General features: G+C 61.7%; 21 protein-coding genes and 1 pseudogene. 10 read left to right on the top strand and 12 right to left on the bottom strand.

Annotation, left to right across the window (positions count from 1 at the left end):
• From nikB to PPTH39_RS00475, 4 genes are read left to right on the top strand one after another with little or no spacing between them, the layout of a single operon-like run.
• Complete coding sequence (nikB, locus tag PPTH39_RS00490) at nt 1–942, top strand: nickel ABC transporter permease subunit NikB (RefSeq protein ID WP_095000088.1); 942 nt, start codon at nt 1–3, stop codon at nt 940–942.
• A complete protein-coding gene (gene nikC, locus PPTH39_RS00485; protein ID WP_095000087.1) occupies nt 939–1,784 on the top strand; it encodes a nickel ABC transporter permease subunit NikC in 846 nt (281 codons plus the stop codon). Before nikB ends, nikC begins: the two co-directional genes overlap by 4 nt.
• Complete coding sequence (locus PPTH39_RS00480; protein WP_095000086.1) at nt 1,781–2,554, top strand: ATP-binding cassette domain-containing protein; 774 nt, start codon at nt 1,781–1,783, stop codon at nt 2,552–2,554. The genes nikC and PPTH39_RS00480 overlap by 4 nt, the downstream gene beginning before the upstream one ends.
• The gene (locus PPTH39_RS00475) at nt 2,551–3,336 is read left to right on the top strand and encodes an ATP-binding cassette domain-containing protein (RefSeq protein ID WP_095000085.1); all 786 of its coding nucleotides are present in this window, start codon (nt 2,551–2,553) and stop codon (nt 3,334–3,336) included. The genes PPTH39_RS00480 and PPTH39_RS00475 overlap by 4 nt, the downstream gene beginning before the upstream one ends.
• Nucleotides 3,337–3,497: 161 nt before the next feature.
• Here PPTH39_RS00475 and PPTH39_RS00470 read toward each other — a convergent pair.
• Both PPTH39_RS00470 and PPTH39_RS00465 read right to left on the bottom strand, forming a co-directional pair.
• Nucleotides 3,498–4,591: pseudogene (locus PPTH39_RS00470) on the bottom strand (polyamine ABC transporter substrate-binding protein).
• Nucleotides 4,588–5,412, bottom strand: a complete 825-nt coding sequence (locus PPTH39_RS00465; RefSeq protein ID WP_130871371.1) for a carbon-nitrogen hydrolase family protein — start codon at nt 5,410–5,412, stop codon at nt 4,588–4,590. Before PPTH39_RS00465 ends, PPTH39_RS00470 begins: the two are co-directional and overlap by 4 nt.
• Nucleotides 5,413–5,505: 93 nt before the next feature.
• On the opposite strand from PPTH39_RS00465, the gene PPTH39_RS00460 reads away from it, so the two are divergent.
• On the top strand, nt 5,506–6,288 hold the full coding sequence (locus tag PPTH39_RS00460; protein ID WP_095000082.1) for a helix-turn-helix transcriptional regulator: 783 nt from the start codon (nt 5,506–5,508) through the stop codon (nt 6,286–6,288).
• Nucleotides 6,289–6,391: 103 nt separating this feature from the next.
• Nucleotides 6,392–8,131, top strand: coding sequence for a dipeptidase (locus PPTH39_RS00455; protein WP_130871370.1), 1,740 nt, complete (start codon nt 6,392–6,394; stop codon nt 8,129–8,131).
• Nucleotides 8,132–8,208: 77 nt separating this feature from the next.
• Here the strand turns inward: PPTH39_RS00455 and PPTH39_RS00450 are convergent, their stop codons facing one another.
• The 10 genes from PPTH39_RS00450 to PPTH39_RS00405 form a co-directional block, all read right to left on the bottom strand.
• Nucleotides 8,209–9,309, bottom strand: coding sequence for a DmpA family aminopeptidase (locus PPTH39_RS00450; RefSeq protein WP_095018487.1), 1,101 nt, complete (start codon nt 9,307–9,309; stop codon nt 8,209–8,211).
• Between the two features lie 88 nt (nt 9,310–9,397).
• Entirely contained in the window at nt 9,398–10,498 is a 1,101-nt protein-coding gene (locus PPTH39_RS00445; RefSeq protein ID WP_095000079.1) for a polyamine ABC transporter substrate-binding protein, read from the bottom strand.
• Between the two features lie 269 nt (nt 10,499–10,767).
• The gene (locus PPTH39_RS00440) at nt 10,768–12,354 is read right to left on the bottom strand and encodes a FadD3 family acyl-CoA ligase (protein ID WP_095019854.1); all 1,587 of its coding nucleotides are present in this window, start codon (nt 12,352–12,354) and stop codon (nt 10,768–10,770) included.
• Between the two features lie 19 nt (nt 12,355–12,373).
• Complete coding sequence (locus tag PPTH39_RS00435) at nt 12,374–13,405, bottom strand: ferredoxin--NADP reductase (RefSeq protein WP_095038883.1); 1,032 nt, start codon at nt 13,403–13,405, stop codon at nt 12,374–12,376.
• 1 nt (nt 13,406) lies between these two features.
• Nucleotides 13,407–14,168, bottom strand: a complete 762-nt coding sequence (locus PPTH39_RS00430) for an SDR family oxidoreductase (RefSeq protein WP_130871369.1) — start codon at nt 14,166–14,168, stop codon at nt 13,407–13,409.
• On the bottom strand, nt 14,165–15,886 hold the full coding sequence (locus tag PPTH39_RS00425; RefSeq protein ID WP_130871368.1) for an FAD-binding protein: 1,722 nt from the start codon (nt 15,884–15,886) through the stop codon (nt 14,165–14,167). The genes PPTH39_RS00430 and PPTH39_RS00425 overlap by 4 nt, the downstream gene beginning before the upstream one ends.
• The gene (locus PPTH39_RS00420) at nt 15,883–17,628 is read right to left on the bottom strand and encodes an FAD-binding protein (protein WP_095023322.1); all 1,746 of its coding nucleotides are present in this window, start codon (nt 17,626–17,628) and stop codon (nt 15,883–15,885) included. Before PPTH39_RS00420 ends, PPTH39_RS00425 begins: the two co-directional genes overlap by 4 nt.
• A 56-nt stretch (nt 17,629–17,684) precedes the next feature.
• Entirely contained in the window at nt 17,685–18,872 is a 1,188-nt protein-coding gene (locus PPTH39_RS00415; protein WP_095000073.1) for an acyl-CoA dehydrogenase family protein, read from the bottom strand.
• A gap of 227 nt (nt 18,873–19,099) precedes the next feature.
• Complete coding sequence (locus PPTH39_RS00410) at nt 19,100–20,665, bottom strand: amidase (protein WP_095032529.1); 1,566 nt, start codon at nt 20,663–20,665, stop codon at nt 19,100–19,102.
• A gap of 92 nt (nt 20,666–20,757) precedes the next feature.
• Complete coding sequence (locus PPTH39_RS00405) at nt 20,758–22,194, bottom strand: coniferyl aldehyde dehydrogenase (protein ID WP_130871367.1); 1,437 nt, start codon at nt 22,192–22,194, stop codon at nt 20,758–20,760.
• A gap of 173 nt (nt 22,195–22,367) precedes the next feature.
• Between PPTH39_RS00405 and PPTH39_RS00400 the strand changes: the two genes are divergently transcribed.
• The 4 genes from PPTH39_RS00400 to PPTH39_RS00385 all read left to right on the top strand — a co-directional run bounded on the left by PPTH39_RS00400 (nt 22,368) and on the right by PPTH39_RS00385 (nt 25,996).
• Nucleotides 22,368–23,348: a flavin reductase family protein gene (locus PPTH39_RS00400; RefSeq protein ID WP_095000070.1), complete on the top strand. Its 981-nt coding sequence runs from the start codon at nt 22,368–22,370 to the stop codon at nt 23,346–23,348.
• 29 nt (nt 23,349–23,377) lie between these two features.
• Nucleotides 23,378–24,151: a glucose 1-dehydrogenase gene (locus tag PPTH39_RS00395; protein WP_095000069.1), complete on the top strand. Its 774-nt coding sequence runs from the start codon at nt 23,378–23,380 to the stop codon at nt 24,149–24,151.
• Between the two features lie 102 nt (nt 24,152–24,253).
• Nucleotides 24,254–25,045 (top strand): fumarylacetoacetate hydrolase family protein, encoded by a 792-nt coding sequence (locus PPTH39_RS00390; RefSeq protein ID WP_095000068.1) that lies wholly within the window; start codon nt 24,254–24,256, stop codon nt 25,043–25,045.
• A gap of 21 nt (nt 25,046–25,066) precedes the next feature.
• Nucleotides 25,067–25,996 (top strand): acetaldehyde dehydrogenase (acetylating), encoded by a 930-nt coding sequence (locus PPTH39_RS00385; protein WP_095000067.1) that lies wholly within the window; start codon nt 25,067–25,069, stop codon nt 25,994–25,996.
• Nucleotides 25,997–25,998 lie beyond the last annotated feature (2 nt).

The following is a 25,998-nucleotide window of genomic DNA, read 5'->3' as shown; positions in this document are numbered from 1 at the left end:
ATGCTGCGCTATATTATCCTGCGGCTTGTGCTGCTGATCCCGGTGCTGCTGGGGGTGTCACTGATCGTCTTTGTCCTGCTGCACCTGGGCAATGGCGACCCGGCCCTGGACTACCTGCGCCTGTCGCAGATCCCTCCAACCGACGCTGCGCTGGCCGAGGCACGCCACGCACTGGGCCTGGACCGGCCACTGCCCGAGCAGTACCTCACCTGGCTGTGGAACGCCGTGCACCTGGACTTCGGCACCTCCTATATCACCGGGCGCCCGGTGCTCGATGACATCCTCTATTACCTGCCCGCCACCCTTCAGCTGGGTGGTCTGGCGCTGCTTGCCACGCTGGTAATGAGCATTCCGCTGGGTCTGGCGGCGGCCCGCTGGAAAGGTCGCTGGCCCGACCAGGTGGTGCGTTTCATCACCTTTATCGGTGTTTCCATGCCCAATTTCTGGTTGGCTTTTTTGCTGATTGCATTGTTCTCGCTGTGGTTGGGCTGGTTGCCGCCGATGGGCCGTGGTGGTCCGCAGCATCTGCTGATGCCGGTACTGGCGATTGCCCTGATGTCGATGTCGATCAACGCCCGCCTGCTGCGCGCCAGCCTGCTGGATGTGCGTGAGCATCGACACGTGTTTTATGCCCGGGCCCGTGGCCTGAACGAAAAGCGTGTATGGCGCGACCATATCCTGCGCAATGCCTGGATGCCGCTGGTGACCGCCACCGGCATGCACATTGGCGAGTTGCTCGGAGGTGCCCTGGTGATCGAAACCATCTTCGCCTGGCCCGGCGTTGGCCGCTTCGCGGTCAGCGCCGTGCTCAACCGTGACTTCCCGGTGATGCAATGCTTCACCCTGCTGCTGACCACACTGCTGGTGCTGTGCAATCTGGTGGTGGACATCTGCTACGCCTGGCTAGACCCGCGCACACGTTTCTCGGGGGTGATGGCATGAGCGCAATAGCGGCGGTCTATACCGGCAAAAAATACGCCGCGCGCATCGGCTACGGGCTGGTTGCCCTGCTGTTGCTGATGGCGCTGTTCGGCCCCTGGCTGGCACCCTACGACGCCACCCTGGTGAATCTGGACGAGCGTTTGCTGCCCGCCAGTACCAGCCATTGGCTGGGCACCGACCACCTGGGGCGCGACGTGCTCTCGCGCCTGATCGTCGGTACGCAACTGTCCCTGGGCAGCGTGGTGCTGGTGCTGGGTCTGGTACTGGTGCTGGGCGTGGTGATTGGCGGTATCGCCGGGATAGTCGGCGGCAAGCTCGACATGTTCCTGATGCGCCTGTGCGACATGTTCCTGACCTTCCCCACCCTGGTGCTGGCGTTTTTCCTGATCGCCTTGCTGGGTACCGGCCTGACCAATGTGATCATCGCCATCGCGCTGTCCCACTGGGCCTGGTATGCGCGGATGGTTCGCGGCATGGTGCTGGCCCAGCGTAACCGGGATTATGTGCTGGCTTCACGACTGGCCGGTGCCTCGCGCCTGACCCGGCTGCGCCAGCATGTGATGCCCAACGTCGTGGGGCAACTGCTGGTGCTGGCGTCGATGGACATTGGCCACATGATGCTGCACGTCTCGGGCTTGTCCTTTCTGGGTCTGGGCGTCAGCCCGCCAACCCCCGAGTGGGGCGTGATGATCAACGATGCCAAGGAATTTATCTGGACCCAGCCGCAGTTGCTGCTGTGGCCGGGCCTGATGATCTTTATCTCGGTGATGGCCTTCAACCTGCTGGGCGACGCCTTGCGCGACCGCCTTGACCCCAGCGTACTGGCGGAGATCAAGGAATGAAACACACATTGGTGATTCGCGACCTGACCCTCAAACACCGGCAACGCACCCTGGTCGACCGGGCCGAACTGACCCTCAGGGCCGGCCAGGTGCATGCGCTGGTCGGTGCCAGCGGTTCAGGAAAATCGCTAACCAGCCTGGGCATCCTCGACTTGTTGCCTCCTGGCGTACACAGCAGCGGCGCCACCCTGTTGCTGGATGGCCAGGTGGTGGATGCTGCGCAACTACGCGGGCGCGAAGTGGCATTGGTGCTGCAGAACCCGCGCAGCGCCTTCAACCCGGTACGCTCACTGCGCCAGCATGCCCTTGAAACCCTCCAGACCCGCGACCTGCACGGTGCCGAGGCCGAGCAGCTGATTCAGAGCACCTTGCAGGAAGTGGGCCTGCACGATGCTCAACGGGTGCTCGACTCATTTGCCTTTCAATTGAGCGGCGGCATGCTGCAACGGATGATGATCGCCCTGGCCCTGCTCGCCGACAGCCGTTTTTTGCTGGCTGACGAACCTACCAGCGATCTGGATGTTGTGGCGCAGGCACGTTTTCTCGACCTGCTGGAACGGCTGGTAGCGCAGCGCAACCTTGGCGTGCTGCTGATCACCCATGACATGGGCGTGGTGGCGCGCTGCGCCGATCAGGTCAGCGTCATGGCCCACGGCCGTATTGTCGAACAGGCCGATGTTCACCGGCTGTTCAATTCACCGCAAAGCCAGGAAGCACGCACGCTGCTGGCAGCACACCACTCATTGACAATGGAGAGCTGCGCGCCATGAGTTTTATTCAGGTACGCGACCTTGAGCACGGTTACAGCGCTGGCGGGCTGTTCAGCAAACGGCATCGGGTACAGGTGCTGAGCGGCTTGAATCTGGACCTGCACGAAGGTCAAAGCCTTGGCCTGCTGGGAGGTAGCGGCAGCGGTAAAAGCACCCTGGCGCGCCTGCTGATGGGGCTGGAAAGCGCCGACCAGGGCAGCATTGTGTTCAAGGGTCAGCCTCCGTTTTTACAGCGTGTGCAGATGGTCTTTCAGGATGCCCTCAGCGCTTTCAATCCCCAGCGCAGCATTGGCTGGAGCATTGCCGAGCCTTTGCGCCATCTTTCAGACATGGACGCCTCGGCGTGCAGGGCCCGGGTTGAGCAATTGCTCCAGCAAGTCCAGCTTGAGGCCCGTGACATCGACAAGCTCCCGGCACAACTGAGCGGCGGGCAACTGCAGCGCGCCGGTATTGCCCGGGCCATGGCGATCGGCCCGCAGCTGATTATCCTCGACGAAGCCCTGTCCAACCTTGACCGGGTGTTGCAAGTGCAGATTCTGGATTTGCTCGCACAGGTACGGCGCGAGTCCGGCACCGGTTTTTTGCTGATCACCCATGACCTGAGCCTGGTGCAGCGTTTTTGCCAGCGGGTGGTAGTACTGGCAGACGGCAAGCTGGTGGAAGACCTGCCGGTCACGGCGCAGATGCGCTTTACTCACCCGGCTGCGCGAACCTTGCAGGAGGCGGTGTTGCCGGCGATGCCCAGGGCCAGGAGCGTTCGTGAGCCGCAGTTGCAGGCCTGAAACGGCTAACACCCACAAACCGTAGCAGTTGCCTGTTCCTTCGACAGCGGCTACAGGAAACTGCAACTGTGGGAGCGAGCTTGCTCGCGAAGGTCGTTCGCGAGCAGGCTCGCTCCCACAATAGGGCTTGACCTGTCACAGAGTATCGACAAAGTTTGGCTTCACGTTCCGCTTTTAACCTTGCTCCACACCCGCGTGCGCACCCGTTCAAGCTTGAGCGGCAACGGCTCCAGCGGGAACAAAGTGGCCATGACTTTCTCGTCAGGGTAGATATCCGGGTTATCGCGCAACGACGGGGCCATCAGTGGCCTGGCGTCCTGGTTCGCATTGGGATATTTGAGGTAGGTCGAAGTCCGGGCTATCACCTGCGGGCGCAGCATGTAGTCGATAAAGGCCAGCCCCTGCTGCGGGTTGGGCGCGTCGTTGAGCAACACCAGGCTCTCAACCCAGATCGGCGCCCCTTCACGGGGGATGCTGTAGCGGATGTTGCGCCCATTGCCGGCCACCTGCGAGGCGGTTTTGGCGTCTTGCACCCCGCCTGCCCAACCCAGCACCACGCAGACGTTGCCATTGGCCAGGTCGGTAATGAATTTCGACGAGTCAAAATAGCGGATATAAGGACGTAACGTCAGCAGCAACGCTTCGGCCTTGGCATAGTCCCGGGGGTCGCTGCTGTTGTATGGCAAGCCGAGGTAGTGCAACGCAATTGGAATGATTTCACCGGGGGCATCGAGCATGGCTACACCGCACTGGCTCAATTTGCTCAGGTTCTCGGGCTTGAAGATCAAGTCCCAGGAATCCACCGGCGCATCCGGCCCAAGTATCGCCCTGACCTTGTCGACGTCATAACCCACCCCGGTCGTGCCCCACAAATACGGCACGGCATAACGATTGCCGGGGTCATTGCTCTGCATCTTGGCAAGGATGGCCGGGTCCAGGTGTGCGAGGTTGGGCAACTGCCCCCGATCGAGTTCCTGAGCACCCCGGCCTTGATCAGGTTGGGTAGCAGGTCACCGGTGGCCACAACCACGTCATACCCGCTGCGACCGGCCATCAGCTTGCTTTGCATCACATCGCTGTTGTCGAACACGTCGTACATCGAGGCTGTGCCGGTTTCGGCCTGGAAGTTTTTCATCGTGTCCGGAGCGATAAAGTCGTACCAGTTGTAGATATTCACCTGAGGTTCGGCGGCGTGAACCAGGCTGCAACCCAATAGCGCAGCCAGGGCAAGTCCCGTCGTGTTTTTAGTCTTCATTGGCTGGCTCCGATCAACAGTTCGCGACGCCCGTCCGGGTGCTCAATCTGTTCACCCGACAGCAGCAAGCGACGATCCTTGAGGTAGTCGTAGTCTCGCCGGGCAGCCTTGAGCTGATCCAGATCCAGCGCTACAACATGGCGAATCTCATCGCGCCCGGCCTCGAGCAACACCCGCCCGAACGGATCGACCGCCATGCTGCCACCCGCGAACACCAGCCCGTCATCCCCGCTACCGACGCGATTGACCATCACCGCAAACGCCTGGTTCTCCTGGGCACGGGCCATGATCGAGGTACGATGCACCGGGCCGTAGGGGTCCATATTGCCGTTGGTGGCAATGATCAGTTCAGCCCCCAGTTGCGCCAGTGCTCGGCCGGTTTCCGGCAGTTCAATGTCATAACAGATCAGCAGGCCAACCCGCACACCCTGCCAAAGCACGGTGGTAAAACGGTCGCCGGGGGTAAAGTCGCCGCGTTCACTTGGCCACAAATGGGTCTTGCGGTACTGCAAGGCGATCCCCTCGGGCGTGACCAGTACCGAGGTGTTATAGAAGGTGCCGTGATGATTTTCCGCCAGCCCCACCACCACACTGACTCCACGTTCGCGTACGGCCTGCAATACCGCACCCAGGGTCGGGCCGGTCAATGGCTCCGCCACCTGCGCCAGTTGCTGGCCGCCGACAAAGCCGGTCAGGTGGGTCTCCGGGAATACCAGCAGCGCAGTATCGTCAGCGCAGCTGGCGATGGCGCTCAATGTACGCGACAGGTTATAAGCGGTGTCGCCGTCACGGCCTGCCAGTTGCACCAGTTCAATGTTCATCTCGGATCCTTGCAGGGTGGGATGAGCCGAGTATGGTGCGCGGCACCGCGCCAATAAATGACTTCGATGGGGTAACACCCGGTGGGTAGTGAGATGAATCTGACCTTGCAGGATGTGGCCTGGCATGACGCGATGGGCCGCGTGATCGAAACCCTGGACCGGCCCAATTTCTGGACTGCGCTGGTACGTTTGCTGGGCCGCTATGTACCCGTGGACAACTGGGTGGTGCTGATCTACAGCGCTGGCAAGCCACAGGTTCTGGCCGAGTCCCCCGGTGCAGACGGTGGCATGGATTCGCTGTTCCAGGACTACCTCAAGGGGCTTTACCTGCTGGACCCGTTTTATATCGCCAACCGTGAAGCACCGCAAAGCGGCTTGTTCCGCCTGCAGGACGTGGCCCCCGAATGCTTTGAACAGACCGACTACTACCAGCGTTATTTCCGCCTGAATATCGTTACCGACGAGGTGCATATCAATGTGCAACTCGACAATCAACGCACCCTGAGCCTGTCACTGGGCAGCCAGTGCCGTTTCAGCCTGGAACAGAGTGCATTGCTGGGGTTGGTGCAGCCGTGGGTGGCCGCCTTGATGCGCCAGCGCCTGGTTTTTGAGCGCGACCCCAAGGAGGCACCGGAGCTCACGCCCAACTGGCAAAGCCGCCTTGAAGCGGCTGCCGAGCAGTTGACCTCGCCGTTGACCGCACGCGAAATGGAAGTCGCCCTGTTGCTGCTAAGTGGTTGTTCGAACAAGGAAATCGCCCGAAAACTGGCAATTTCTGCGGAGACCGTCAAGGTCCATCGCAAGCACATGTACGGCAAGTTGGGAATCAAGTCACAGTCCGAACTGTTCTCGCTGTTTTTGCAGGCTCAAGAATAAAAAGCGCTTAACGTGGCAGCGCCTCGCAGTGTAAGTTTGGAAATGTTTTGTTTCACTTACTTCATGTTTCCATCCAACGACCTGTACAGGAACGCCCTGCAAAATGGACTTTTCACTTAAACAACTGGCCGCTGCAACCATGATGATGGCCAGCCTCGCTGCGTTCAGCACTGCAGCCCACGCCACCATCACCCCGCAACAGAGTGCTGTCATCCTCAAGACGTTCAGCGACACCCATGTCACTGACTTCCGTCAGTTTCTGGGGGCGTTGGCCAAGAGTGAGCTGGCGCAAAAAGATAATCTCGGCCCGACCATCAGCGCCTTTCTCGACAACAAGGCACTGGCCCCCGAGCAACAGAACGAGATCTATCGCCTGCTGGGTCTGTATACCCGGCTCAAATACGGCAAGGCGGCTACCGACACCCTGCGTGAACTGGTGGCCATCCCCACCGTCAACCTGGACGACGTGCCCCAGTACGAGAACCCGCAATTTCTCAAGATCGCCGACAAGATCAAGGATCTGGCCAAGGCCTTTAACCTGAACTTTCGCAATATCGACAACCGTGTCTATGAAGTCTCCCTCGAAGGCAGTGGCGATGAAGTGGTCGGTATTCATGCCCACGCCGACGTAGTGCCGGTAACCCCGGAAAACTGGGTACTCAAGGACGGCACCCAACTCGACCCGTTCAAGGTCACACTGATCGGTGACCGTATGTACGGGCGCGGTACGGAGGATGACAAAAACGGCATCGTGGTGGCGATGTACGCCATGAAAGTCATCAAGGAAGAACAACTGCCACTGGCCAGGAACTTCAAGTTGCTGATCGACACCACCGAAGAAACCAGCGGTGATGCCATTCCTTATTACTTCGAACACAACCCGGTGCCCAACTACAACCTGGCGCTGGATGGCGGCTACCCGGTGGTGATTGCCGAAAAAGGTTACGGCACCGTTATGGCCACCTTTGCCCGGCGCAAGGGCGAAGGCCAGGGCGCCGAAATCGTCTCGCTGACCGGCGGCATGGCGACCAACCAGATCCCGTCGACTTCGGTAGCAACCCTGGTGACCGACAAACCCGCCGAGCTGGCGGCCAGCCTGAACAAGGCCGGTGCAGAATATGCCAAACGCAATGGCGGTGATTTCGAGGTCAATGCCAAGGTGGTTGGCAAGGATGTCGTGCTGACCGTAACCGGGGTTTCTGCCCACTCCTCAGAGCCCGAGTCGGGGGTCAACCCGGTGGCACGGATGCTCGACTTTATCAGTAGCGTCGACGACCCTATCGCCCTCAAGCACAACCACATTACCGAAGCAGCGCACTATGCTGCCGACAACTGGGGCCTGGACTACAAGGGCGGCAAGCTGGGGGTCGGTTTTGCCGATGACTTTATGGGGCCGCTGACCACCTCACTGACCTTTGTGGGGCTGGACGACAAAGCGCTCAAGCTGGCGGTCAACCTGCGCGTGCCCAAGGGCAAGTCGCCGGAGGCACTGAAAGCGCAGATTGCCGAGAAGCTGACAGCCTGGAGCAAGAGTCAGCAGGTACCGGTGAGTTTCGAGTACTCGATTGCCGAGCCGATGTACCGCAACCCCGAGGGTGAGTGGGTCAAGGCGCTGTTGGCGGTAGCCAGCGAAAACCTGGGCATGGAGCACACGTACGGTACTTCGGCGGGTGCAACCTCGGTGCATGAACTGCCTAATGGCGTGCAATTCGGCCTGGCCATGCCAGATGTGAAATACACCGGGCATACCGATAACGAGTTCAAGACCGTGGAGCAGTTCATGCTGGACCTGCAGATCGTCACCGAGATGATGGCCCGGGTGGGGCAGTTGCCGAAACTGTAAGGGCAAATCCCCGTAGCAGCTGCCGAGGAACGCAGCCTCGTTCCTACGGCAGCTGCTACGCAAGGTTGAGGCAGCCCTCAGGAGGCTTTCCAGCCCACCTGCTGCAACGCTGCCAGCAACCGCTCGGGCTTGAGCGCCAGCACGGTATTGCCACATCCGCTCAGGTCATCCGCACCGAGCATGGCATTGAGTATCGCCTCCTCTACCGCATCCGCCGCCGCCACAAACAGCGCCGAGATGTAATCGTTGTTGACCATCTGCAATGCCGTGGTCGGCTCACCCGGATGGCCGAAGTTGGCCGCCGGCAAATTGCTGTTGCCCACCGCAAAGGCAATAAAAATATCGCCGCTGGAGTCTTCAGTGCCGCCCCCCACTCGCGCCAGCCCGACACTGGCACGCTGCGCCAGACGGGTACACTGGTGCGGCAACAACGGCGCATCGGTGGCGATGGTTATCACGATCGAACCCATGCCCGGCACGCCCACATTTTTCTCGCTCTTAAACGGGGACGGTACGTCATCCAGCACGGTACCCACCGGGTACCCCCCTACCCGCAAGGCTTCGCGCACACCATAGTTGGCTTGCACCAGCGCACCGACGGTCCAGCCCCCCTGCTCCGGGCTCAACACTCGCGAGGATGTGCCAATGCCACCCTTGAACTCGTGGCAGATCATCCCTGTGCCACCGCCCACATTGCCCTCCTGCACAGGGCCTGTCCTGGCATCCTGCAGGGCAAGTAGCACATGCTCGGCCGTGACATGCTGACCCCAGATATCGTTCAGCGTGCCGTCGTAGGTTTCCAGCACCACCGGCATGCACCAGTAGGTGTGCTGCTTGCCCAGCTCACGCTCGGCTGCCACCAGCGCATCGCGCACCACGCCAACACTGTGGGTATTGGTATAGGCAATCGGCGAAGTCAGCAAACCGGCTTCGCGAATCCACTCCAGCCCCGTGGCGTCGCCGTTGCCATTGAGCACATGCACGCCGGCGAAGCAGGGTTGCAGGTGGGTGGCTCCCGCACGCGGCTCAATCACGGTGACACCGGAATGGATGGAAACATCGCCGTTTTCAACGTTGAGGGTGTGATGACCCACTCGCACACCCGGTACGTCGGTGATGGCGTTGTACGCCCCCGGGGTGCCCGAACCGATGGTGATGCCAAGCTCACGGATACGCATGGTGCTTTCTCGTCGTTCGATTAAGTGCAGCCAGTGTAAGAACCTGGCCGGCACTTGACGATAACCCCCATGCACTACCTCCGAGGGGTTACTTGTCCGACTTGATGCTGGTCCACACCCGGGTGCGCACGCGCTCCATTTTTTGCGGCAACGGTTGCACCACATACAGCGACTTGAGCGCCTCGCTGGTCGGGGTCAGGTTGGGGTTACCAGTGATGTCCTTGTTGATCAGTGCCAGCGAGTCCTTGTTGGCATTGGGGTAACCCAGAAAATCACTGATCCCGGCAATGACCTTGGGCTCCAGCAGGTGGTTGAGAAATTCGTGGGCCTCTTCGACATTTTTTGCACTTTTAGGGATGGCGAAGGTGTCAAACCAGATCGGTGCGCCCTCCTTGGGCAAGCGCCAGTCCACCACCACGCCGTTGCCCGATTCTTTGGCGCGGTTGCCGAACTGATAGAAGCTGCCGGAATAACCAATGGCCACGCAGATGTCACCATTGGCGATATCCGTCATGTACTTGGCCGAGTTGAAGTAGGTCACGTAGGGGCGGACCTTGAGCATCAGCGCCTTGGCTTTTTCATAATCGGCCGGGTTCTGGCTGTTGGGGTCCAGCCCTAGATAGTGCAGGGCCAAGGGCAGGATTTCCGAAGGTGAATCGAGCATCGCCACGCCGCAGGATTTGAGTTTGGCCATGTTTTCGGGTTTGAACACCAGGTCCCAGCTGTCCACCGGCGCATCCTCACCCAGCGCAGCCTTGACCTTGGCCGGGTTGAAACCGATCAGCACCGTACCGTACATATAGGGTACAGCGTACTGATTGCCTGGGTCATTGGTGTCCAGCAGCTTGAGCAGGGCCGGGTCCTGGTGCTGCCAGTTGGGCAGCTTGCTCTTGTCCAGCTTCTGGAACACCCCGGCCTTGATCTGGGTATCGAGGAACTGGTTGGACGGCACCACCAGGTCATAGCCCGAGTTGCCGGTGAGGAGCTTGGCTTCCAGGGCTTCGTTGGTGTCGAAGGAGTCCCAGGTGACCTTGATGCCGGTCTGTCTGGCGAAGTCCTTGGGCACGGACGGCAGGATATAGTCCGCCCAGTTATACACCCGCAGCTCGCGCTGTTCGGCCTGTACGGCACTGGCCAGCAGCGTCAGCCCACAAACAGTGGCGCTCATCAAGCGTTTCAGAGTGTCCATGGCTCAGTTCCCCGGATTCGGCGTGAAATCGATCGTTGTTATGTTCTGTACACGGCAGCGGCCTGCAAAAGGCCAAGGGCAAGGACGAAGTGGTTTGTTGTTATTGAGTGACGGGGTTGATTCTTGCCGAGAGCCCGGCACGATCACAGAGGGAGGCAGGCCAAAAGGGGACAGTTATGGCCATTGTCGATGTCCGGTTCTATGTCCGAAAAAGCCCCCCTCACCCCGGCCCTGGAGGCCAGAGTGAGGGCGAGCGCACAGGTGGCCCGTTACATGAATCCCGCCCGCAACTCATTCTTCGCCACCTTGTTCGACGCATTCACCGGCAGCGCGTCATGGAAGCGCACCACACGCGGTACCTTGTAATTGGCCATATGTTCACGCGCCCACTGGATCAATCCTGCCTCATCCAGTTGCACACCATGACGCAACACCACGCACGCACACCCTACCTCGCCCATACGCGCGTCGGGTATACCGATTACCGCCACCTGGGCAATGCCCGGATGCTCCATCAGGCCGGCTTCTATCTCAGCCGGGTAACAGTTGAAACCACCGACGATAAACATGTCTTTAAGCCGGTCGGTGATGCGCAGATTGCCCGCAGCATCCTGCTGGCCTATATCCCCGGTGTGCAACCAGCCTTCACTGTCGATGGTTTCAGCGGTGGCCTGCGGGTCTTCAAAGTAGCCCTGCATCACATGAAAACCGCGCAGGCAGATCTCCCCCGTGCTGCCCGCCGGTAAAGCCCGGTTTTGCGGGTCACGGATGCTCACCTCGGTGCCCGGAATCGCCCGGCCACTGGTGCTGGCGATGATCGTCGCCGAGTCAGCAGGGTCGCAAATAGTGGCCAAGCCGCCGCATTCGGTCAGGCCATAGGCCGTGGTCACCACCGCAAACCCCAGTTCGCTGCGCATGCGCTCGATCAGGATCGGCGGCACCGTCGCCGCGCCGGTCACGGCAATGCGCAGGCTCGACAGGTCGGTTTCCGCCAGCTTGGGATGGGCCAGCATCGACAGGTACAGGGTCGGCGGCCCCGGCAACACGGTGATGCGCTCTGCGGCAATGCGCTGGAACACCGCTTCGGCGTCGAACACCGGGTGCGGCAGGATGGTCGCCCCCGCCAGCAAGCAGGTCAGCCACCCCGCCTTGTAGCCAAAGGCATGAAAAAACGGGTTGATCACCAGATAACGGTCACCGGCCTGTAAACCGATCACCGACACGTATTCGCTAAAGGCCCGAATCGTTTGACCATGGGCGCTCATCACGCCCTTGGGCTTGCCGGTGGTACCGGAGGTAAACAGCAGGTCGCTGAGGTCATCGCTATTCACGCTGGCTGCACGCAACAGCGCGGCAGACTCGCTGGTGGCCGCGCCAATGGCCACAAAACCGTCCCAGTCCAGGCCGGCGGAACTGGCCGCCGTGGTTTCGCCCAGCAACACCAGGCACTTGAGGCTGGCCGGTCGATAGGGCGCGAGCAAAGCCAGGTAATCGGTGCCCAGAAAACTCGGCTGCACAAACAGCAGACGGCTGCCGCTGCGCAGCAAGATATCGGCCGCTTCAGGGCCTTTCATCCGGGTGTTGATCGGCACCATGACCGCCCCCGCGCAATGAATGCCCAGCGCGGCAATGATCCAGTCCCGGCCGTTGGGTGCCCAGATCGCTACCCGATCGCCCTTGCCAATGCCCTGAGCCATCAGGCTGCGGGTTACGCCCAGGGCCAGGCGCGGCAGTTCGCTGTAGTCGATGCATTGGCCATGTTCTTCAATGGCCGTGCGCCCGGCATGCTGCACCGAGGCGTTGAACAGCAGTTGCGGGATCGAGCGCGGCAGGCTCTGTTGCAGGCTGGAAGTCATCGGTCACTCGTCTGGCAGGTTATTCGGGAAAGCACACGCGCAGCTGTTCGCTGCTGGGCACCGATTGGCACGCCAGCACCCAGCCGTCATTGAGTTCTTGTGGGTCCAGGGCATCATTGCGCAGCATTTCGACACTGCCGCGCTCAACCGTACACATGCAGGTTGCGCAGGAACCCACCAGGCAGGAGCTGGGCGGTTTCAGGCCGGCGCGATGCATGGCATTGAGCAGGGTTTCGCCTTCTGCACAGGGCACTTCGTACTCCTCCCCGTCCAGGCGCACCGACAGCTGGCTGCCGATCACATCGGTGTTGACCGGTGCCGGAGCGGCCACACTGCCCTCTTCCGGCAGCGAGACAAAACGCTCGACGTGGATGTGCCCGTGCTCCATGCCGATGTCGTGCAAGGCGCTGACGGCCGCATCCATAAACGGGCCGGGGCCACAGATATAAGCCTGGGCATGCACAAAAGGCTGTGCCATCTGCGCCAGTTGTGCCACCGCCGGTATGCCCTGGACCGAGTCCAGCCAGTGGATCACTTGCAATCGTTGCGGGTAGGCGCTGGCCAGGGCTTTAAGCTCGGCGGCAAAGATCACTGACGCTTCATCGCGATTGGCGTAAATCAGCAGGATCCGGCCTGTGCCGGCAATCAGCGCCGATCGCAGGATCGACAGCACCGGTGTGACCCCGCTACCACCGCCAAACAGCACAAAGTCATTGTCAAAATGCCGCGGTACAAATACCCCGGCCGGCGCCAGCACTTCCAGCTGGTCGCCCTCACGCAACTGCTCACACAGCCAGTTGGAGGCACGACCGTCACGTACTTGCTTGATGGTGACGCGCAGGGGCTCGTCCTCCAGCGGGGTGCTGGAGAGCGAATAACAGCGCGGCAACCAGCCGCCTTCAAAGGGCACGCGCAGGGTCAGAAACTGCCCTGACTTATAGGTAAACTGCTCACGCAAGGCCGCAGGGACATCGAACACCAGGGAACGGGAGTCCGCGGTTTCAGTCACAATTTGCGCTACGCGCAGGGAGAAATACGCCGGTTGGCTCATATCAGATACTCATCACAAACTGGCCGCTGTCGATCCGCAGCTCGATACCACTGATGGCGCGGGACTCGTCACTGGCCAAAAACAGTACGCTGGCGGCGACATCTTCGGGCAGGCACATGCGTCCCATGGGGTCGGCATCGATGGTCAGGCTCCACGGGTCGAGCCCGGCGGGCAGGCTCGCGGTGGTCATCGGTGTGAGGATGCCGTCAGGGTGCAGGGAATTGCAGCGAATGCGGTATTTGCGCCGGCGGCACAACACCGCCACGGTACGCGACAGGGCAGCGACGGCGCCTTTGGAGGCGCTGTAGGCAACGTAATCATCGCGTCCGGCCACCGCCGCAATCGAAGACATGTTGATAATGGAGCCGCCCTCGCTTTCCTTCATCAGGCTTATGGCGGCGCGACAACCCAGGAAGACACTGTCGGAGTTGATGCGCTGCACCCGTTGCCAATCACTATAGGCGGTATTTTCAATATCGCCCTTGAGCAGGATCCCGGCGTTGTTGAACAGGATATCCAGCCGCCCGTGGTGCTCGCGAACGGTGTCGATCACCCGCGCCCAATCTGCTTCGCTGCCCGCGTCATGCTCAATAAACAATGCTTGCGCACCGATCTCTTCAGCCAGGGCCAGGCCACCTGCCACATCGATATCGCTGATCACCACACGGGCACCTTCACGGGCGAGCAGCAGCGCCGTTGCCCTGCCCACGCCACTGGCCCCACCGGTAATCAACGCCACCTTGCCTGCAACACGTGCGCTCATAAGGTCACCCTTGCACTGTCTGTGGGAGCGAGCCTGCTCGCGATTGTTGTGCCAGGCTCGTTCCTGCCTGAGGCGGCAAGGCCGGCACGCCGCCCCGAAAACACGCAGTCGGCCAGGGACAAGCCGCTGATGTACAGGTGCGACGCCACACCGATGGCGGTGCGCCCGGCGCTGAACAGGCCGGCAATCGGCTGGCCATCGGTATCGAGTACAGCGCCGTTGCTTTCATCAACTTTAAGCCCGCCCAGGGTCAGCGCCCCCAGCGGAAAGATCGGGTTACCGACGCTGATATCGCAAGCGTAAAACGGCCCCTTATCCAACACCTGGCGGCTGCCTTCAGACTTGCCAAAGGCATCCGGCCCATCGCCCCGGGCACCGGCGTTGTAAGCGCGCAGGGCACCACTCAGCTCCCCCGCCTGCATGCCGCAAACGCTGGCCAACCGGTCCGGGTTGTCACCCTTGCGCACCTTGAGCAGCATCAAGGCCAGTGCCGGCAGGCTCTGGAACCACCAATAGCCACCGAACAGCGCCTGACGGATTGCCTGTTTGCGCAAACGCGCATCCAGCACCAGCCACGCCTGCCCGCCCTGCTCATCGCACAGCGGCTGGCCAAGGGTGGCGCCGTAGACTTCTTCGTTGCAAAAACGCTGGCCATTGCTGTTGACCACAATGCCCTTGGGCCAGCAGTGTGGCGGGTTGATAAAGCGCCAGGCCGACACCCGGCTCAACCGCTCGCTTCGGGCCCCCACCGACTGCCCCAGCAGCAGACCGCTGCCATCGCAACCGGTAGCGCCCACCTTGAAATTGCGCCTGAAGTTGGGCGCATGATCGCGAATCAGCCCGCGATTGAAGATAAAGCCCCCGGTGCTGAGGATAACCGCGCGCCGGGCCCGGATCAGCAACGGCTGGCCATGGTCACGCTCCAACTGGCTGACTTTGAGGCGCAGGCGGTCGCAGTAACCGGGGGCGAAGTTTTGCAGGCGCTCGGCCCGTGCCGCCAGGCGTGCATGCAAGCGCGCTTCGCGGCGGCCCTGGGGCAGGCGCCAGAACTCGGCACCCACCACCCGCCCGCTGGCATCCACCACCAGCCGACGTGCCGCCGATTGCAACAGCGGTTGCACCCCGGCCCGCAGACACGCGGCTTTGAGATGTCCATACAGCACCGCGCCACACTGGCCCTTGCCCACCGTACGATGGCCGCGGGGGGCCGGTGGCCGGGTGCCAGCATGGGAAGGCACCAGCTCATTGCCCGAGTAATACAAAAAATGGCCATCGGACGGGTATGAGGTCTTCCCTCCCGGCGGCACGCTATGGGCATAACGCGCGCCGTGGCTTTCAAGCCAGTCAAGATTGCTGACACTGTCATCGCAGAATTTTTGCAGGGTTGCGTCGCTGACCACGCCTTGGGTTTCGTGCTTGAGGTAGTCAAACATCGCTTGGGTGCTGTCGGTGTAACCCGCGGCCTGTTGATGCCGGGTGCCGCCACCGGCGTAAACCACACCACCGCTTTTGGCACTGGCGCCGCCGCCGGTAAAGCGGTCGGCCACGATCACCCTGGCGCCATTGCTGCTGGCCTCCAGTGCGGCGCAGGCACCCGCCGCCCCCCAACCGATGACCAGCACGTCACAGGTGTCATGCCAGTCCCCTGCACTCAGGCGCTCGGCCTGCAAGGGCGCGAGAATTTTGCTGTTGCTGGACGTATGCTGCGCTCGGCTCATGACAGTGCCCGCACCTTGCTGCTGGCCGTAGCCGGCACGCTGCTGGCGATATGATTGGCGGCGATATAACCAAAGGTCATGGCCGGGCCCAGGGTGCCACCGGCGCCCGGGTAGCTGGTGCCCATCACCGATGCCGAGCAATTGCCGATCGCATACAGGCCGGGGATCGGCTGGCCGTCCTCACGCACCACCTGGGCATGCTGGTTGGTCAGTAACCCGCCCTTGGTACCGATATCACCGGCATCCAGGCGCATGGCGTAGTACGGCCCCTTGCGCAACGGCGCCAGGCACGGGTTGGGTTTGATATTACTGTCGCCGTAGTAGCGATCGAAGACGTTGCCGCCGCGATCGAAGTCCAGGTCGACACCCGTTTGGGCGTAGCCATTGACCTTCTGCACGGTGCTGTCCAGCCCCTGCGCATCCACGCCGATCTGCATGGCCAGGGCTTCAAGGCTGTCGGCCTTCCAGTACACGGTGTTGAGCCACTCCTTGCGCAGCCGGCTGTCGGGCATCACCTGGGCCGGCATCAACGGGCCCATGGCGTAGTGGAAGCGAAAGTGCCCGTCGAAGATCACCCACGAAGGCACTGATCGGCCATCAGTCTTGCGATTGTCCTGATACATGGCGTCGACGAATTCCAGGTACGGCGCCGCTTCGTTGACGAAGCGCTGACCCAGGCTGTTGACCACAATAGCCCCCGGGAACGCCCGTTCGGCAAACACCCCGCGGGGTTTTTCTTCGCCGGGTACGGCAATGGTCGGTGCCCACCAGGCCCAGTCCATCAGCGCGGTGGCCGCGCCAATGTGCATGCCGGCCTCAAGCGCTGCCCCGGTATTGTTGCCCGGTGGCGTGGCGCTCCAGCTGGCACGGGTCGGCTGCGGCAGGAACTTCTCACGCAGCGTCTGGTTCTGTTCGAAACCGCCAGAGCCGAAAATCACGGCGCGACGGGCCTTGAGTTCAAGCACCTTGCCGCCGGTGGCGACCTTGATGCCGCACACCCGGTCACCGTCGAGCACCACATCCTGAAAGTCGGTGTTGAGCCACAGCGGCACGTTGCGGTCCATCAGTGAACGACGCAACGACGCCACCAGCGAACTGCCCAACGCAGCGCGGCGGTCGTACTTGCTTTTGCGCCGCCATTTGAAGTCGAGCTTGTAGCGCGCCATCAACTTGAAGATCAGCCATTGCCAGCCAAAGCTGCGCGCCATGGCCTTGTGCGCGTCGCGGGCCGTCCAGGCAATGCGCCCCATCAACAGGGTGGAGGGTGAAGGCTTGCGCAGGTTGGGCAGTTCTTCGGCCAGCAGGCTGGTGTCGAACAGCTCCGGGTCCAGGGTGCGACCACCCGGCAAGGCGCCGGGCAGTTGCGGGTAGTAATCGGGGTATTTGTCGGCCACCGCATAACGCACGTGGCTGTTGGCAGTGAGCTTTTTGATCATCGGCGCGGCGTGATCCAGATACGCCTTCAGGCGCACCGGGTCGCCATGCTCGCCGGTGGCCGCCTTGAGGTACTGCATCGACAGCTCGGGGCTGTCCTGCCCGCCGAGCGCGGCAAAGTAGTGGTTGTTGGGGATCCAGATACCGCCACCGGAAATCGCCGAAGTGCCACCGTATTTATCGCTTTTTTCGACAATCAGGACCGACAGGCCCTGATCAGCCGCAAACAGGGCTGAGGTCATGGCGCCGGCGCCGGAGCCGACAACAATTACGTCATAGCTGGACTGAGACTGATCGTGAGCCGTCATTATTGTTATGCCTTGCGCTGAGGTCAGAGGTGTTTTGCCGGATGTAGATCAGCCGATCACACAAACGGATCCGCGTTGGGCAGGCCCAATTGCACCAGGCCGTAACTGCGCCGGTAAGCCGCCTCGTTATTGGCGATATGCCCGCGAGCCTGATGCAGGTCACGGAAGAAGCGCGCCACCGGGTTGGTGTTGTACAAGCCCGATGCGGCCATGCAGCGCAGCAGGTCACTGACCCGGTCGGCGCACACATTGGTCACATGGGAAGACTGGTAGCGATACAGCAAGCGGGTTTCCACATCCGGGTATTCCCCGGCGGCGGCCAGCGCCATCAGGTTGGCGTAGTTGCGCATCAGCACCAGTTTGAGCGAGTCGACGGTGATGATGGCTTCGGCCACGGCAGCCTGGGCGGCCGGGTCTTCGGCGGTTTTGGCGCCATGCTTGCCGATGTGCTTGGCCGCGTTGTCACGGAACTCGTTGATCGCGCCTTGCAGGGCGCCGAGGGCCGAGGTAGAGACGGCACGGGCAAACACCTGGGCAAACGGGATGGCGTACATCGGGTTGGTGTTGACCAGCCGCCCCGGTGTGGCTTCGATGCCGTAATTGTTGGTGCGCTGTACTCGATGGGCCGGAACAAAAGCGTCTTCAACGACGATATCGTGGCTGCCGCTGCCGCGCAGCCCCAACACGTCCCAGTTCTGCTCGATACGGTAGTCGCTGGCCGGGATCAGGAAGGTGCCGTGTTCGGTAGGGCCGGTTTCATCTTGCGGCACGATGCCGCCAAGCAGACACCACTGCGCATGCTGGCTGCCACTGGAGAAGCCCCAGCGCCCGCTGACCTGATAGCCGCCCTTGACCGGCGTGACCTTGGCCACGGGCATATAGGTCGAGGCCACCAGCACCGAGCTGTCCTCGCCCCACACATCACGCTGCGCCTCTACCGGGTAACGCGCCAGTTGCCACGGATGCACACCCACTACGCCATAAACCCAGGCGGTGGACATGCAGCCTTCCGCCAGGGTCATCTGGATTTCAAAAAAGGTGCGCAAGTCGATTTCATGGCCGCCCCACTTTTTCGGTTGCAGGGCACGAAACAGCCCGGCTTCCTGCATTTCGCGAACGGTTTCGTCAGGTAGCTTGCAGTCCTTGTCCGCCTGGGCTGAACGGCTTTTAAGCGCAGGTATCAAATTGCGCGCGCGTTGCAGCAGCTCAAGCTCAATCGGACTTTTCTCTCGTATCTGATCCATCCGTGTGTTCTCCGTCAGTCTCTCGCTGCGCGAATGCGCGGGCGGTGTGTGACGAATAATCCCGCCAGCGGGGTTGTGGATCATCGTCAAAGCGGACTAGTCGGGATATCGGGATATCGGGTGAAGGCTGGCCCTCACCCCAACCCTCTGCCAAAGGCAGAGGGAGCTAGCCGCAGGGTAAACGCCAATCAATCCCCTCTACCTGAGGGAGAGGGTCAGGGCGCTTTTTAAACCACCGGCAACTTCGCAAAAGGCCGATCCTGCTCGATCTGCGCGCCCAAACGCAGCAACACGTCTTCACCGCCCAATGGCGCGGTGAACATCATGCCGATGGGCAGGCCGTTGTCGCTCATGCCCACCGGCAACGACAGCGCCGGCTGCCCGCTGACGTTGGCCAACACGGTAAAGGCCGCGCTGCCCATGGCGTTGTGGGCATAGCTGTCCCACGGCTGGTTCAGGCTCAGCAGGCCCAGGTCCGGGGTAATGTTGGCCGTTACCGGCGACAGGATCACGTCGTACTTCTGGAACTGCTCTTCCATATAACCGCCAATACTTTCGAACGACTGCCGCGCCCGGTACAGACCCTCTCCAGTGACTTTTTGGGCATTGCCCAGTACCACCTGGGTGATGCGTTCATAGTCATCGGCCGTGGCGCTACGCCCCAGCACTTGCTCGCGATCGTGCACCATGGTCAGCAAGGCATCGCCAACCACCGAGCCGTGGGCTCCGAACAACTGCCGTGGGTCGATGCTCAGGCGCAATTCTTCAACTTCATGGCCCTGGGCGGCCAGGCGTTTGGCAGTGTCGTCCAGCACCCTGACCACCGCCGGGTCCAGCGGCGAGCCGGTCAACGAGTCACGCACCACACCGATACGCAGACGGCCCGGTGCAGTGCGCAGCTCTTCAACGTAAGGACGTACCAGCGGTTTTGCCCAATACGGGCTGCCCGCCTCATGTCCCTGCCCCACGTCCATAAACAGCGCCATATCGCGCATATTGCGCGACACAACGTTGCCCACGCTGGCCCCGAACCAGCCCTCGTACTTGCCCGGGCCGCTTGGTGTGCGGTAACGCGTCGGCTTGAGCCCGACCAGCCCGCAATAAGACGCCGGAATGCGGATCGAGCCGCCGCCGTCGGTGGCATGGGCCACCGGCACAATACCTGCGGCAACCGCCGAAGCAGCTCCGCCGGACGAGCCGCCGGCGCTTTTGGCCAGGTTCCAGGGGTTGCGGGTCTGGCCCCACAGCAGGGATTCGGTGGTGGTGGTCAGGCCGAATTCCGGGCAGGTGGTCTTGCCAAACGGCACGGCCCCGGCTGCCTGATAACGGTCAATCAGGGTACTGGTGTGGGGCGCTGGTGGCGCGTCCTTGTACAACCTGCTGCCATTGGTGGTGCGGGTACCTTGCAGGTAGGTGTTGAGGTCCTTGATCAGGATCGGCACCCCGGCCAGTGCGCCGGTATTCGCAGTCCCGCTGGCACTGCGGGCCTTGAGCAGTGCCTGGGCGTAGTCGTCATGGCGCATATTGACGGCATTGACCTTGGGGTTGACGGCATCACAGCGGGCCATGGCCGCTGCCAGCAGAGCGTGCGGGCTGAGTTCGCCCTTTTGTACGGCGCGGGCCATGTCGGTGGCATCCATTGCCAGGTACTCGGCGGGCGAAATGGCGGTGCCTTCAGCGGCATTGGCAAAACGCCCCAGCAGCCCGGCACCCACGGCTAGGGCGCCCGCTTTGAGGACGTGACGACGGGGCCAGCCAGTGGATTGTTCAGGTGTTTCGGCAGGGTTTTGCAAGGTCAATCTCCAGAGCAAATCTTGTTTTTATTTAAAGAGCAACGCCCCTTGTGGGAGCGAGCCTGCTCGCTCCCACAAGGGCATTTCGGGTTTCAGTCGGCGGTGACCATCGCCTGCATGGCGGGTAAAAAGTGCTCGCCATAAGGCGGCAACAGGCCCCACTCGCGGCGCGGGTCGTGGGCCGCAGCCTTGTACACGGTGCGCATATGGCTGAACTCCAGGAACCCTTCGCGGCCGTGGTAATGGCCCATGCCCGAGGCGCCAATACCGCCAAAAGGCGCATCGTGCAAAGCCGCATGCATCATCACGTCGTTGATGCTGACCCCACCGGAAATCGTGTTTTGCAGCACATGACGCTGCTCTTCTTCACTTTGCCCGAAGTAGTACAGCGCCAGCGGGCGCTCGCGTGAATGGATATCGGCCAGCGCACGGTCAAGCTGCTCATAGGGCAACAGCACCAGTGCCGGACCGAAAATTTCTTCTTGCAGGATCAGGCTGTCGCGGGGCGGATTGATCACCACCTGCAACGGTCGCCTGCGTGTGAGCGCGTCGACCTCAAGAGCCCTAGGGAAGCGCTCGACACGCGCGCCACGCTGGCGGGCGTCCTGCACATAGCCTTCGATACGCTGCAGATGCCGGTCGTTGACCACCGCAACCACGTCAGGATTGGCGTCGGTGGCGGGCAACAGCTCACTGTAGGCCGCGCCCAGCAGGCCAAGGAAATCTTCCATCTGTTCGCGGGGCACATACACCACGTCCGGATTGATGCAGATTTGCCCGCCGTTATTGGCCTTGGCCACGGCAATGCTGAAGGCCGTCTTGGCCAGGTCGGCACTACGGGAAATAATCACTGGCGACTTGCCGCCCAGCTCCAGGGTCAACGGCACCAGGTTTTGCGCCGCATTGCGCATCACCGAGCGGGCCACCGCAGTGCTGCCGGTAAACACCAGATGGTCGAAGGCTTGCGCAGTAAACACTTGCGCCAGTTCGGCGTCGCCGGTGACCACGGCGATTTCCAGCGGATCGAACAGCTCGGCAAAAGCCCCGGCAAGCACATCGGCGGTACGCGGCACCACTTCAGAGGGCTTGAGAATCGCCCGGTTACCCGCCGCCAGCACGCAGGCCAAGGGGCTGAGCAAGGTGAACAGCGGCGCATTCCAGGTGCCGAGAATGCCGATACTGCCCTTGGGCTGGTGCATCACCCAGGCCTTGGCGCCCAACTGGTCATAGGGCGCAAACACCTGGCGCGGCTCGTCTGCAACCCAGTGCTCGAGATGGTCGCGGGCGTATTTGAGCGAAGCCAGGGAACCCAGCACGTCATTCATCAACGAAAAGCCCTGGGGCCTGCCGCCAAAGTCGGCATCCATGGCCTCGACCAGCGGCTGCTGGAAGCGCACCAGCAACTCGATCACCCGCTGGATGCGCTCCCGACGCAGCTCGGCACTGACGTGGCCTGCGCCGACAAAGGCTTTTTTCTGCGCCGCCAACAGGCTGGTCAGCTGTTCTGGAGCAGTGCTGCTGAACGTCATGGATAAGTCCTCTGATACACCGGTTCGATCAACCGACGCTAGCGAACTGCGCCCCGCAATGCCTCGTCCGATCGGACGATAATCGGCCATATCCGTTAGTCCATTAAGACGATGTAGCCCCCGCAAGCCAGGGGAATACTGCCAGCACGAAAATTCAATCCATGAGGTTCGTCATGGCAGTGCAAAGCAGTTTTGACCCGCAGGCATTCCGTACCGCGCTGGGCACCTTCACCACCGGGGTGACGATCATCACCACCCAGGCCGAAGATGGCTCGCCCATTGGCATTACGGCCAACAGTTTCAACTCGGTATCGCTCAACCCGCCGCTGGTGCTGTGGAGCCTGGCCAAGTCCGCCCGCAGCCTGCCGGTATTCAGTGCCGGTTCGCACTGGAACGTGCATGTGCTGTCGACAGAGCAGGAGCCGCTGTCCGGACGCTTTGCCATGCAGGGCGAGAACAAGTTTGCCGAAATCGAACTCGATAACGGCATCAGCCCCGCGCCGCTGTTGCAGGACTGCACCGCGAGGTTTCAGTGCCGCACGGCTTTTCAGTATGAAGGCGGCGACCATGTGATATTCGTCGGGGAAGTACTCGCCTTCGATCACAGTGACCGTGCACCGCTGGCCTTTCAAAGTGGCCAATATGCCCTGGCAACCCGCAAGCCGCGCAGCGAGCTGCGCCTGGCAACCACCCCGCCACCGCCGGAATGCAGTTACACCGAAGACCTGCTCGGTTACTTGCTGGGCCGCGCCCATTATCAACTGCTCGACGCCCTGCATCGCCTGCTGAGCAACCAGCAGCTGGACGAACATGCCTTTTTTATCCTGTCAGTGCTGTGTATTCGCGACAACCTGACCCTGGATGAAATCAATCACTTCGTCAGCTATACCGGGCATGTGGTAAGCGTGGCAAGCATGCGCTTTCTTGAAAAGCAGAACCTGGTCGCCCTCGAAGGCAGCCAGCAGGCGCCACGCTATGTGCTGACCGCCACCGGCCGCGAGGCCTCGCTGCAACAGGTGGCGCTGGCCAAGGCGGTGGAAGAGAACGTGTCGGCCCGTCTCGCTCCCGGTGATGCCCAGGCGCTCAAGGTGCTGCTCAAGCGCCTGATTGCCGCCAGTGATCCCGGCTTGCCCGACCTGTGGGCGCCCCGCTAGCTTTGTACCTAAAAAGGAAAAGGACTTTTATGAATATTATTCAGCGCTTCAACCTGACCGGCAGCGTGGCGGTGATCACCGGCGGCGGCCGCGGCATCGGGCGCGGCATCGCCCTGGCCTATGCTGAAGCAGGCGCCGACGTGGTTCTGGCTGCCCGCACCCTGGCCGACGTTGAAGCCGTAGCCGAAGAAGTACGCAGCCTCGGCCGTCGGGCCCTGGCCCTGAGCTGCGACGTCAATGACAGCGAACAGCGCAGCGCTCTGGTCACCCAGGCCCGCGAGCAGATGGGCCGCATCACCCACCTGGTAAACAATGCTGGCGGCGCCGGGCCCAACGACCCGTTGACCCTGAGCGTGGAGCGTTTTGAAGAAATCATGCGCTTCAACGTGTCTTCGGCCTATCACCTTAGCCAGCTGTGCGTGCCGCATATGCGCGAAGCCGGCAGCGGCAACATCATCAATATCACCTCGGGCGCGGCGCGTTATGCGCAAACCCAATTCAGCGCCTACGGCACCGCCAAGGCGGCGCTGAGCCATATGACCCGCCTGCTGGCCCAGGACTTTGCGCCGCAGGTACGGGTCAACGGCATTGCTCCCGGCCCGGTACTGACTGCCGCCCTCAATGGCGTGCTGCCGGTGGCCATGCGCGACGGCATGATCAAGGCCACGCCGCTGCAAAGCCTGGGCGAAGTTGAAGATATCGCGGCTGCAGCGCTGTACCTGGCCAGCCCGGCTTCACGCTGGGTCACCGGCAAGATCCTGGAAGTAGACGGCGGCGCCGAATCGAGCGTCTGGCCGGGTTGAGCCACCATCAAACCGTGGGAGCGAGCCTGCTCGCGAAGAAGTTTCGCGAGCAGGCTCGCTCCCACAAGAGGATTTTCTGCATAGCCTCCCGAGAGCCAATTTATGGACACACAGTTGATTGAAGCCCTGGGCGACGAGTTGTTTCACGCCCTGCTGGAGCGGCGCAGCCTTGAGCCATTGACCGCCCGTTACCCGGATTTGACCCTGGACACGGCCTACCGCATCTCCCTGCGTTTCTTGCAACGCCGCCAGGCGCTGGGCGAGCAGGTGGTCGGCAAAAAAATTGGCGTTACCAGCCGTGCCGTGCAGGACATGCTTGATGTGCACCAGCCCGATTTCGGCTTCTTGACCGACCGCATGCAAGTCGCCGACAACAGCGATGTGAGCTTTGCCGCCCACCACCTGGTGCAGCCACGGGCTGAAGGCGAAATCGCCTTTATCCTCGGCGAAGACCTGCACGGCCCCGGCATCACCGCCGAAGACGTAATGGCAGCCAGCCAATGGGTGGTGCCGTGTTTCGAAATTGTCGACTCGCGCATTGCCGACTGGAAAATCCGCATTCAGGACACCGTGGCCGACAATGCTTCCTGCGGTGTTTTCGCCCTGGGCGAACAGCGCATCAACCCGCGCGAGCTGGATCTGGCCAAGGTCGAGTTGCACTTGCTGAAAAACGGCCAGCCTGCCGGTCATGGTTTTGGCTCGGCGGTACAGGGCCACCCCTGTGAGGCCGTGGCCTGGCTGGCCAATACCCTGGGCAAGTTCGACATCCCGTTTCGCAAGGGCGAAATCATCCTTTCCGGCGCACTGGCGCCGCTGGTTCCGGTACAACCCGGCGATGAGGTCAGCCTGACTCTCAGCGGCCTGGGCTCTGCCAACCTGCGTTTTGTGCCCTAACCCCCCTTCGAGACCTTAGCCATGAGCAAAAAGATCAAATGTGCCCTGATCGGGCCGGGCAATATCGGCACCGATCTGCTTTACAAGCTGCTGCGCAGCGAAGTGCTGGAGCCTGTGTGGATGGTGGGCATCGATGCCACCTCCGAAGGCCTGAGCCGCGCCCGCGAGATGGGCCTGAAGACCACCAGTGACGGGGTCGACGGTCTGTTGCCGCACGTGCTGGCAGACAATATCCAGATCGCCTTCGATGCCACCTCGGCTTATGTCCATGCTGAAAACAGCCGCAAGCTCAACGAGCTGGGCGTGCTGATGATCGACCTGACACCGGCTGCCATTGGCCCGTATTGCGTGCCGCCGGTCAACCTCAAGGCCAACCTCAAGCGCGGCGCCATGAACGTCAATATGGTCACCTGCGGCGGCCAGGCGACCATTCCGCTGGTGGCGGCCGTGTCCAGCGTCCAGCCGGTGGCTTACGCTGAAATCGTCGCCACTGCCGCGTCCAAATCGGTGGGCCCGGGCACGCGCAAGAATATCGACGAATTCACCCGCACCACGGCCAGTGCCATCGAGCAGGTGGGCGGGGCGAAAAAGGGCAAGGCGATCATTATCGTCAACCCCGCCGAGCCGCCGCTGATCATGCGCGATACCGTGCATTGCCTGACTGAAACCGAACCGGATCAAGCCGCTATCAGCCTGGCCATCGCCAGCATGATCGAGCAGGTGCAGCAGTATGTGCCCGGCTACAAGCTGGTCAACGGCCCGGTGTTTGACGGCAACCGGGTCTCGATTTTCATGGAGGTCGAAGGCCTGGGCGACTACTTGCCCAAGTACGCCGGCAACCTGGACATCATGACCGCCGCGGCCGCCCGCACCGCCGAGATGTTCGCCGAGGAAATCCTCAAGGGCGAGCTGCAACTCAAGGCATCAGCCCCCCAACCTGCCCTCGCTTAAGG

The sequence above is a fragment of the Pseudomonas bubulae genome, from assembly GCF_900618535.1.
In the GTDB taxonomy this organism is placed as follows: Bacteria; Pseudomonadota; Gammaproteobacteria; order Pseudomonadales; family Pseudomonadaceae; genus Aquipseudomonas; species Aquipseudomonas bubulae.
Note: the sequence above shows the minus strand (reverse complement) of the source record. Positions and strands in the feature narration are given on the sequence as shown.

Coding starts and splice junctions, on each gene's coding strand:
- nikB (WP_095000088.1), top strand. CDS start 1: ATGCTGCGCTATATTATCCTGCGGCTTGTGCTGCTGATCCCGGTGCTG.
- nikC (WP_095000087.1), top strand. CDS start 939: ATGAGCGCAATAGCGGCGGTCTATACCGGCAAAAAATACGCCGCGCGC.
- PPTH39_RS00480 (WP_095000086.1), top strand. CDS start 1,781: ATGAAACACACATTGGTGATTCGCGACCTGACCCTCAAACACCGGCAA.
- PPTH39_RS00475 (WP_095000085.1), top strand. CDS start 2,551: ATGAGTTTTATTCAGGTACGCGACCTTGAGCACGGTTACAGCGCTGGC.
- PPTH39_RS00465 (WP_130871371.1), bottom strand. CDS start 5,412: ATGAACATTGAACTGGTGCAACTGGCAGGCCGTGACGGCGACACCGCT.
- PPTH39_RS00460 (WP_095000082.1), top strand. CDS start 5,506: ATGAATCTGACCTTGCAGGATGTGGCCTGGCATGACGCGATGGGCCGC.
- PPTH39_RS00455 (WP_130871370.1), top strand. CDS start 6,392: ATGGACTTTTCACTTAAACAACTGGCCGCTGCAACCATGATGATGGCC.
- PPTH39_RS00450 (WP_095018487.1), bottom strand. CDS start 9,309: ATGCGTATCCGTGAGCTTGGCATCACCATCGGTTCGGGCACCCCGGGG.
- PPTH39_RS00445 (WP_095000079.1), bottom strand. CDS start 10,498: ATGGACACTCTGAAACGCTTGATGAGCGCCACTGTTTGTGGGCTGACG.
- PPTH39_RS00440 (WP_095019854.1), bottom strand. CDS start 12,354: ATGACTTCCAGCCTGCAACAGAGCCTGCCGCGCTCGATCCCGCAACTG.
- PPTH39_RS00435 (WP_095038883.1), bottom strand. CDS start 13,405: ATGAGCCAACCGGCGTATTTCTCCCTGCGCGTAGCGCAAATTGTGACT.
- PPTH39_RS00430 (WP_130871369.1), bottom strand. CDS start 14,168: ATGAGCGCACGTGTTGCAGGCAAGGTGGCGTTGATTACCGGTGGGGCC.
- PPTH39_RS00425 (WP_130871368.1), bottom strand. CDS start 15,886: ATGAGCCGAGCGCAGCATACGTCCAGCAACAGCAAAATTCTCGCGCCC.
- PPTH39_RS00420 (WP_095023322.1), bottom strand. CDS start 17,628: ATGACGGCTCACGATCAGTCTCAGTCCAGCTATGACGTAATTGTTGTC.
- PPTH39_RS00415 (WP_095000073.1), bottom strand. CDS start 18,872: ATGGATCAGATACGAGAGAAAAGTCCGATTGAGCTTGAGCTGCTGCAA.
- PPTH39_RS00405 (WP_130871367.1), bottom strand. CDS start 22,194: ATGACGTTCAGCAGCACTGCTCCAGAACAGCTGACCAGCCTGTTGGCG.
- PPTH39_RS00400 (WP_095000070.1), top strand. CDS start 22,368: ATGGCAGTGCAAAGCAGTTTTGACCCGCAGGCATTCCGTACCGCGCTG.
- PPTH39_RS00395 (WP_095000069.1), top strand. CDS start 23,378: ATGAATATTATTCAGCGCTTCAACCTGACCGGCAGCGTGGCGGTGATC.
- PPTH39_RS00390 (WP_095000068.1), top strand. CDS start 24,254: ATGGACACACAGTTGATTGAAGCCCTGGGCGACGAGTTGTTTCACGCC.
- PPTH39_RS00385 (WP_095000067.1), top strand. CDS start 25,067: ATGAGCAAAAAGATCAAATGTGCCCTGATCGGGCCGGGCAATATCGGC.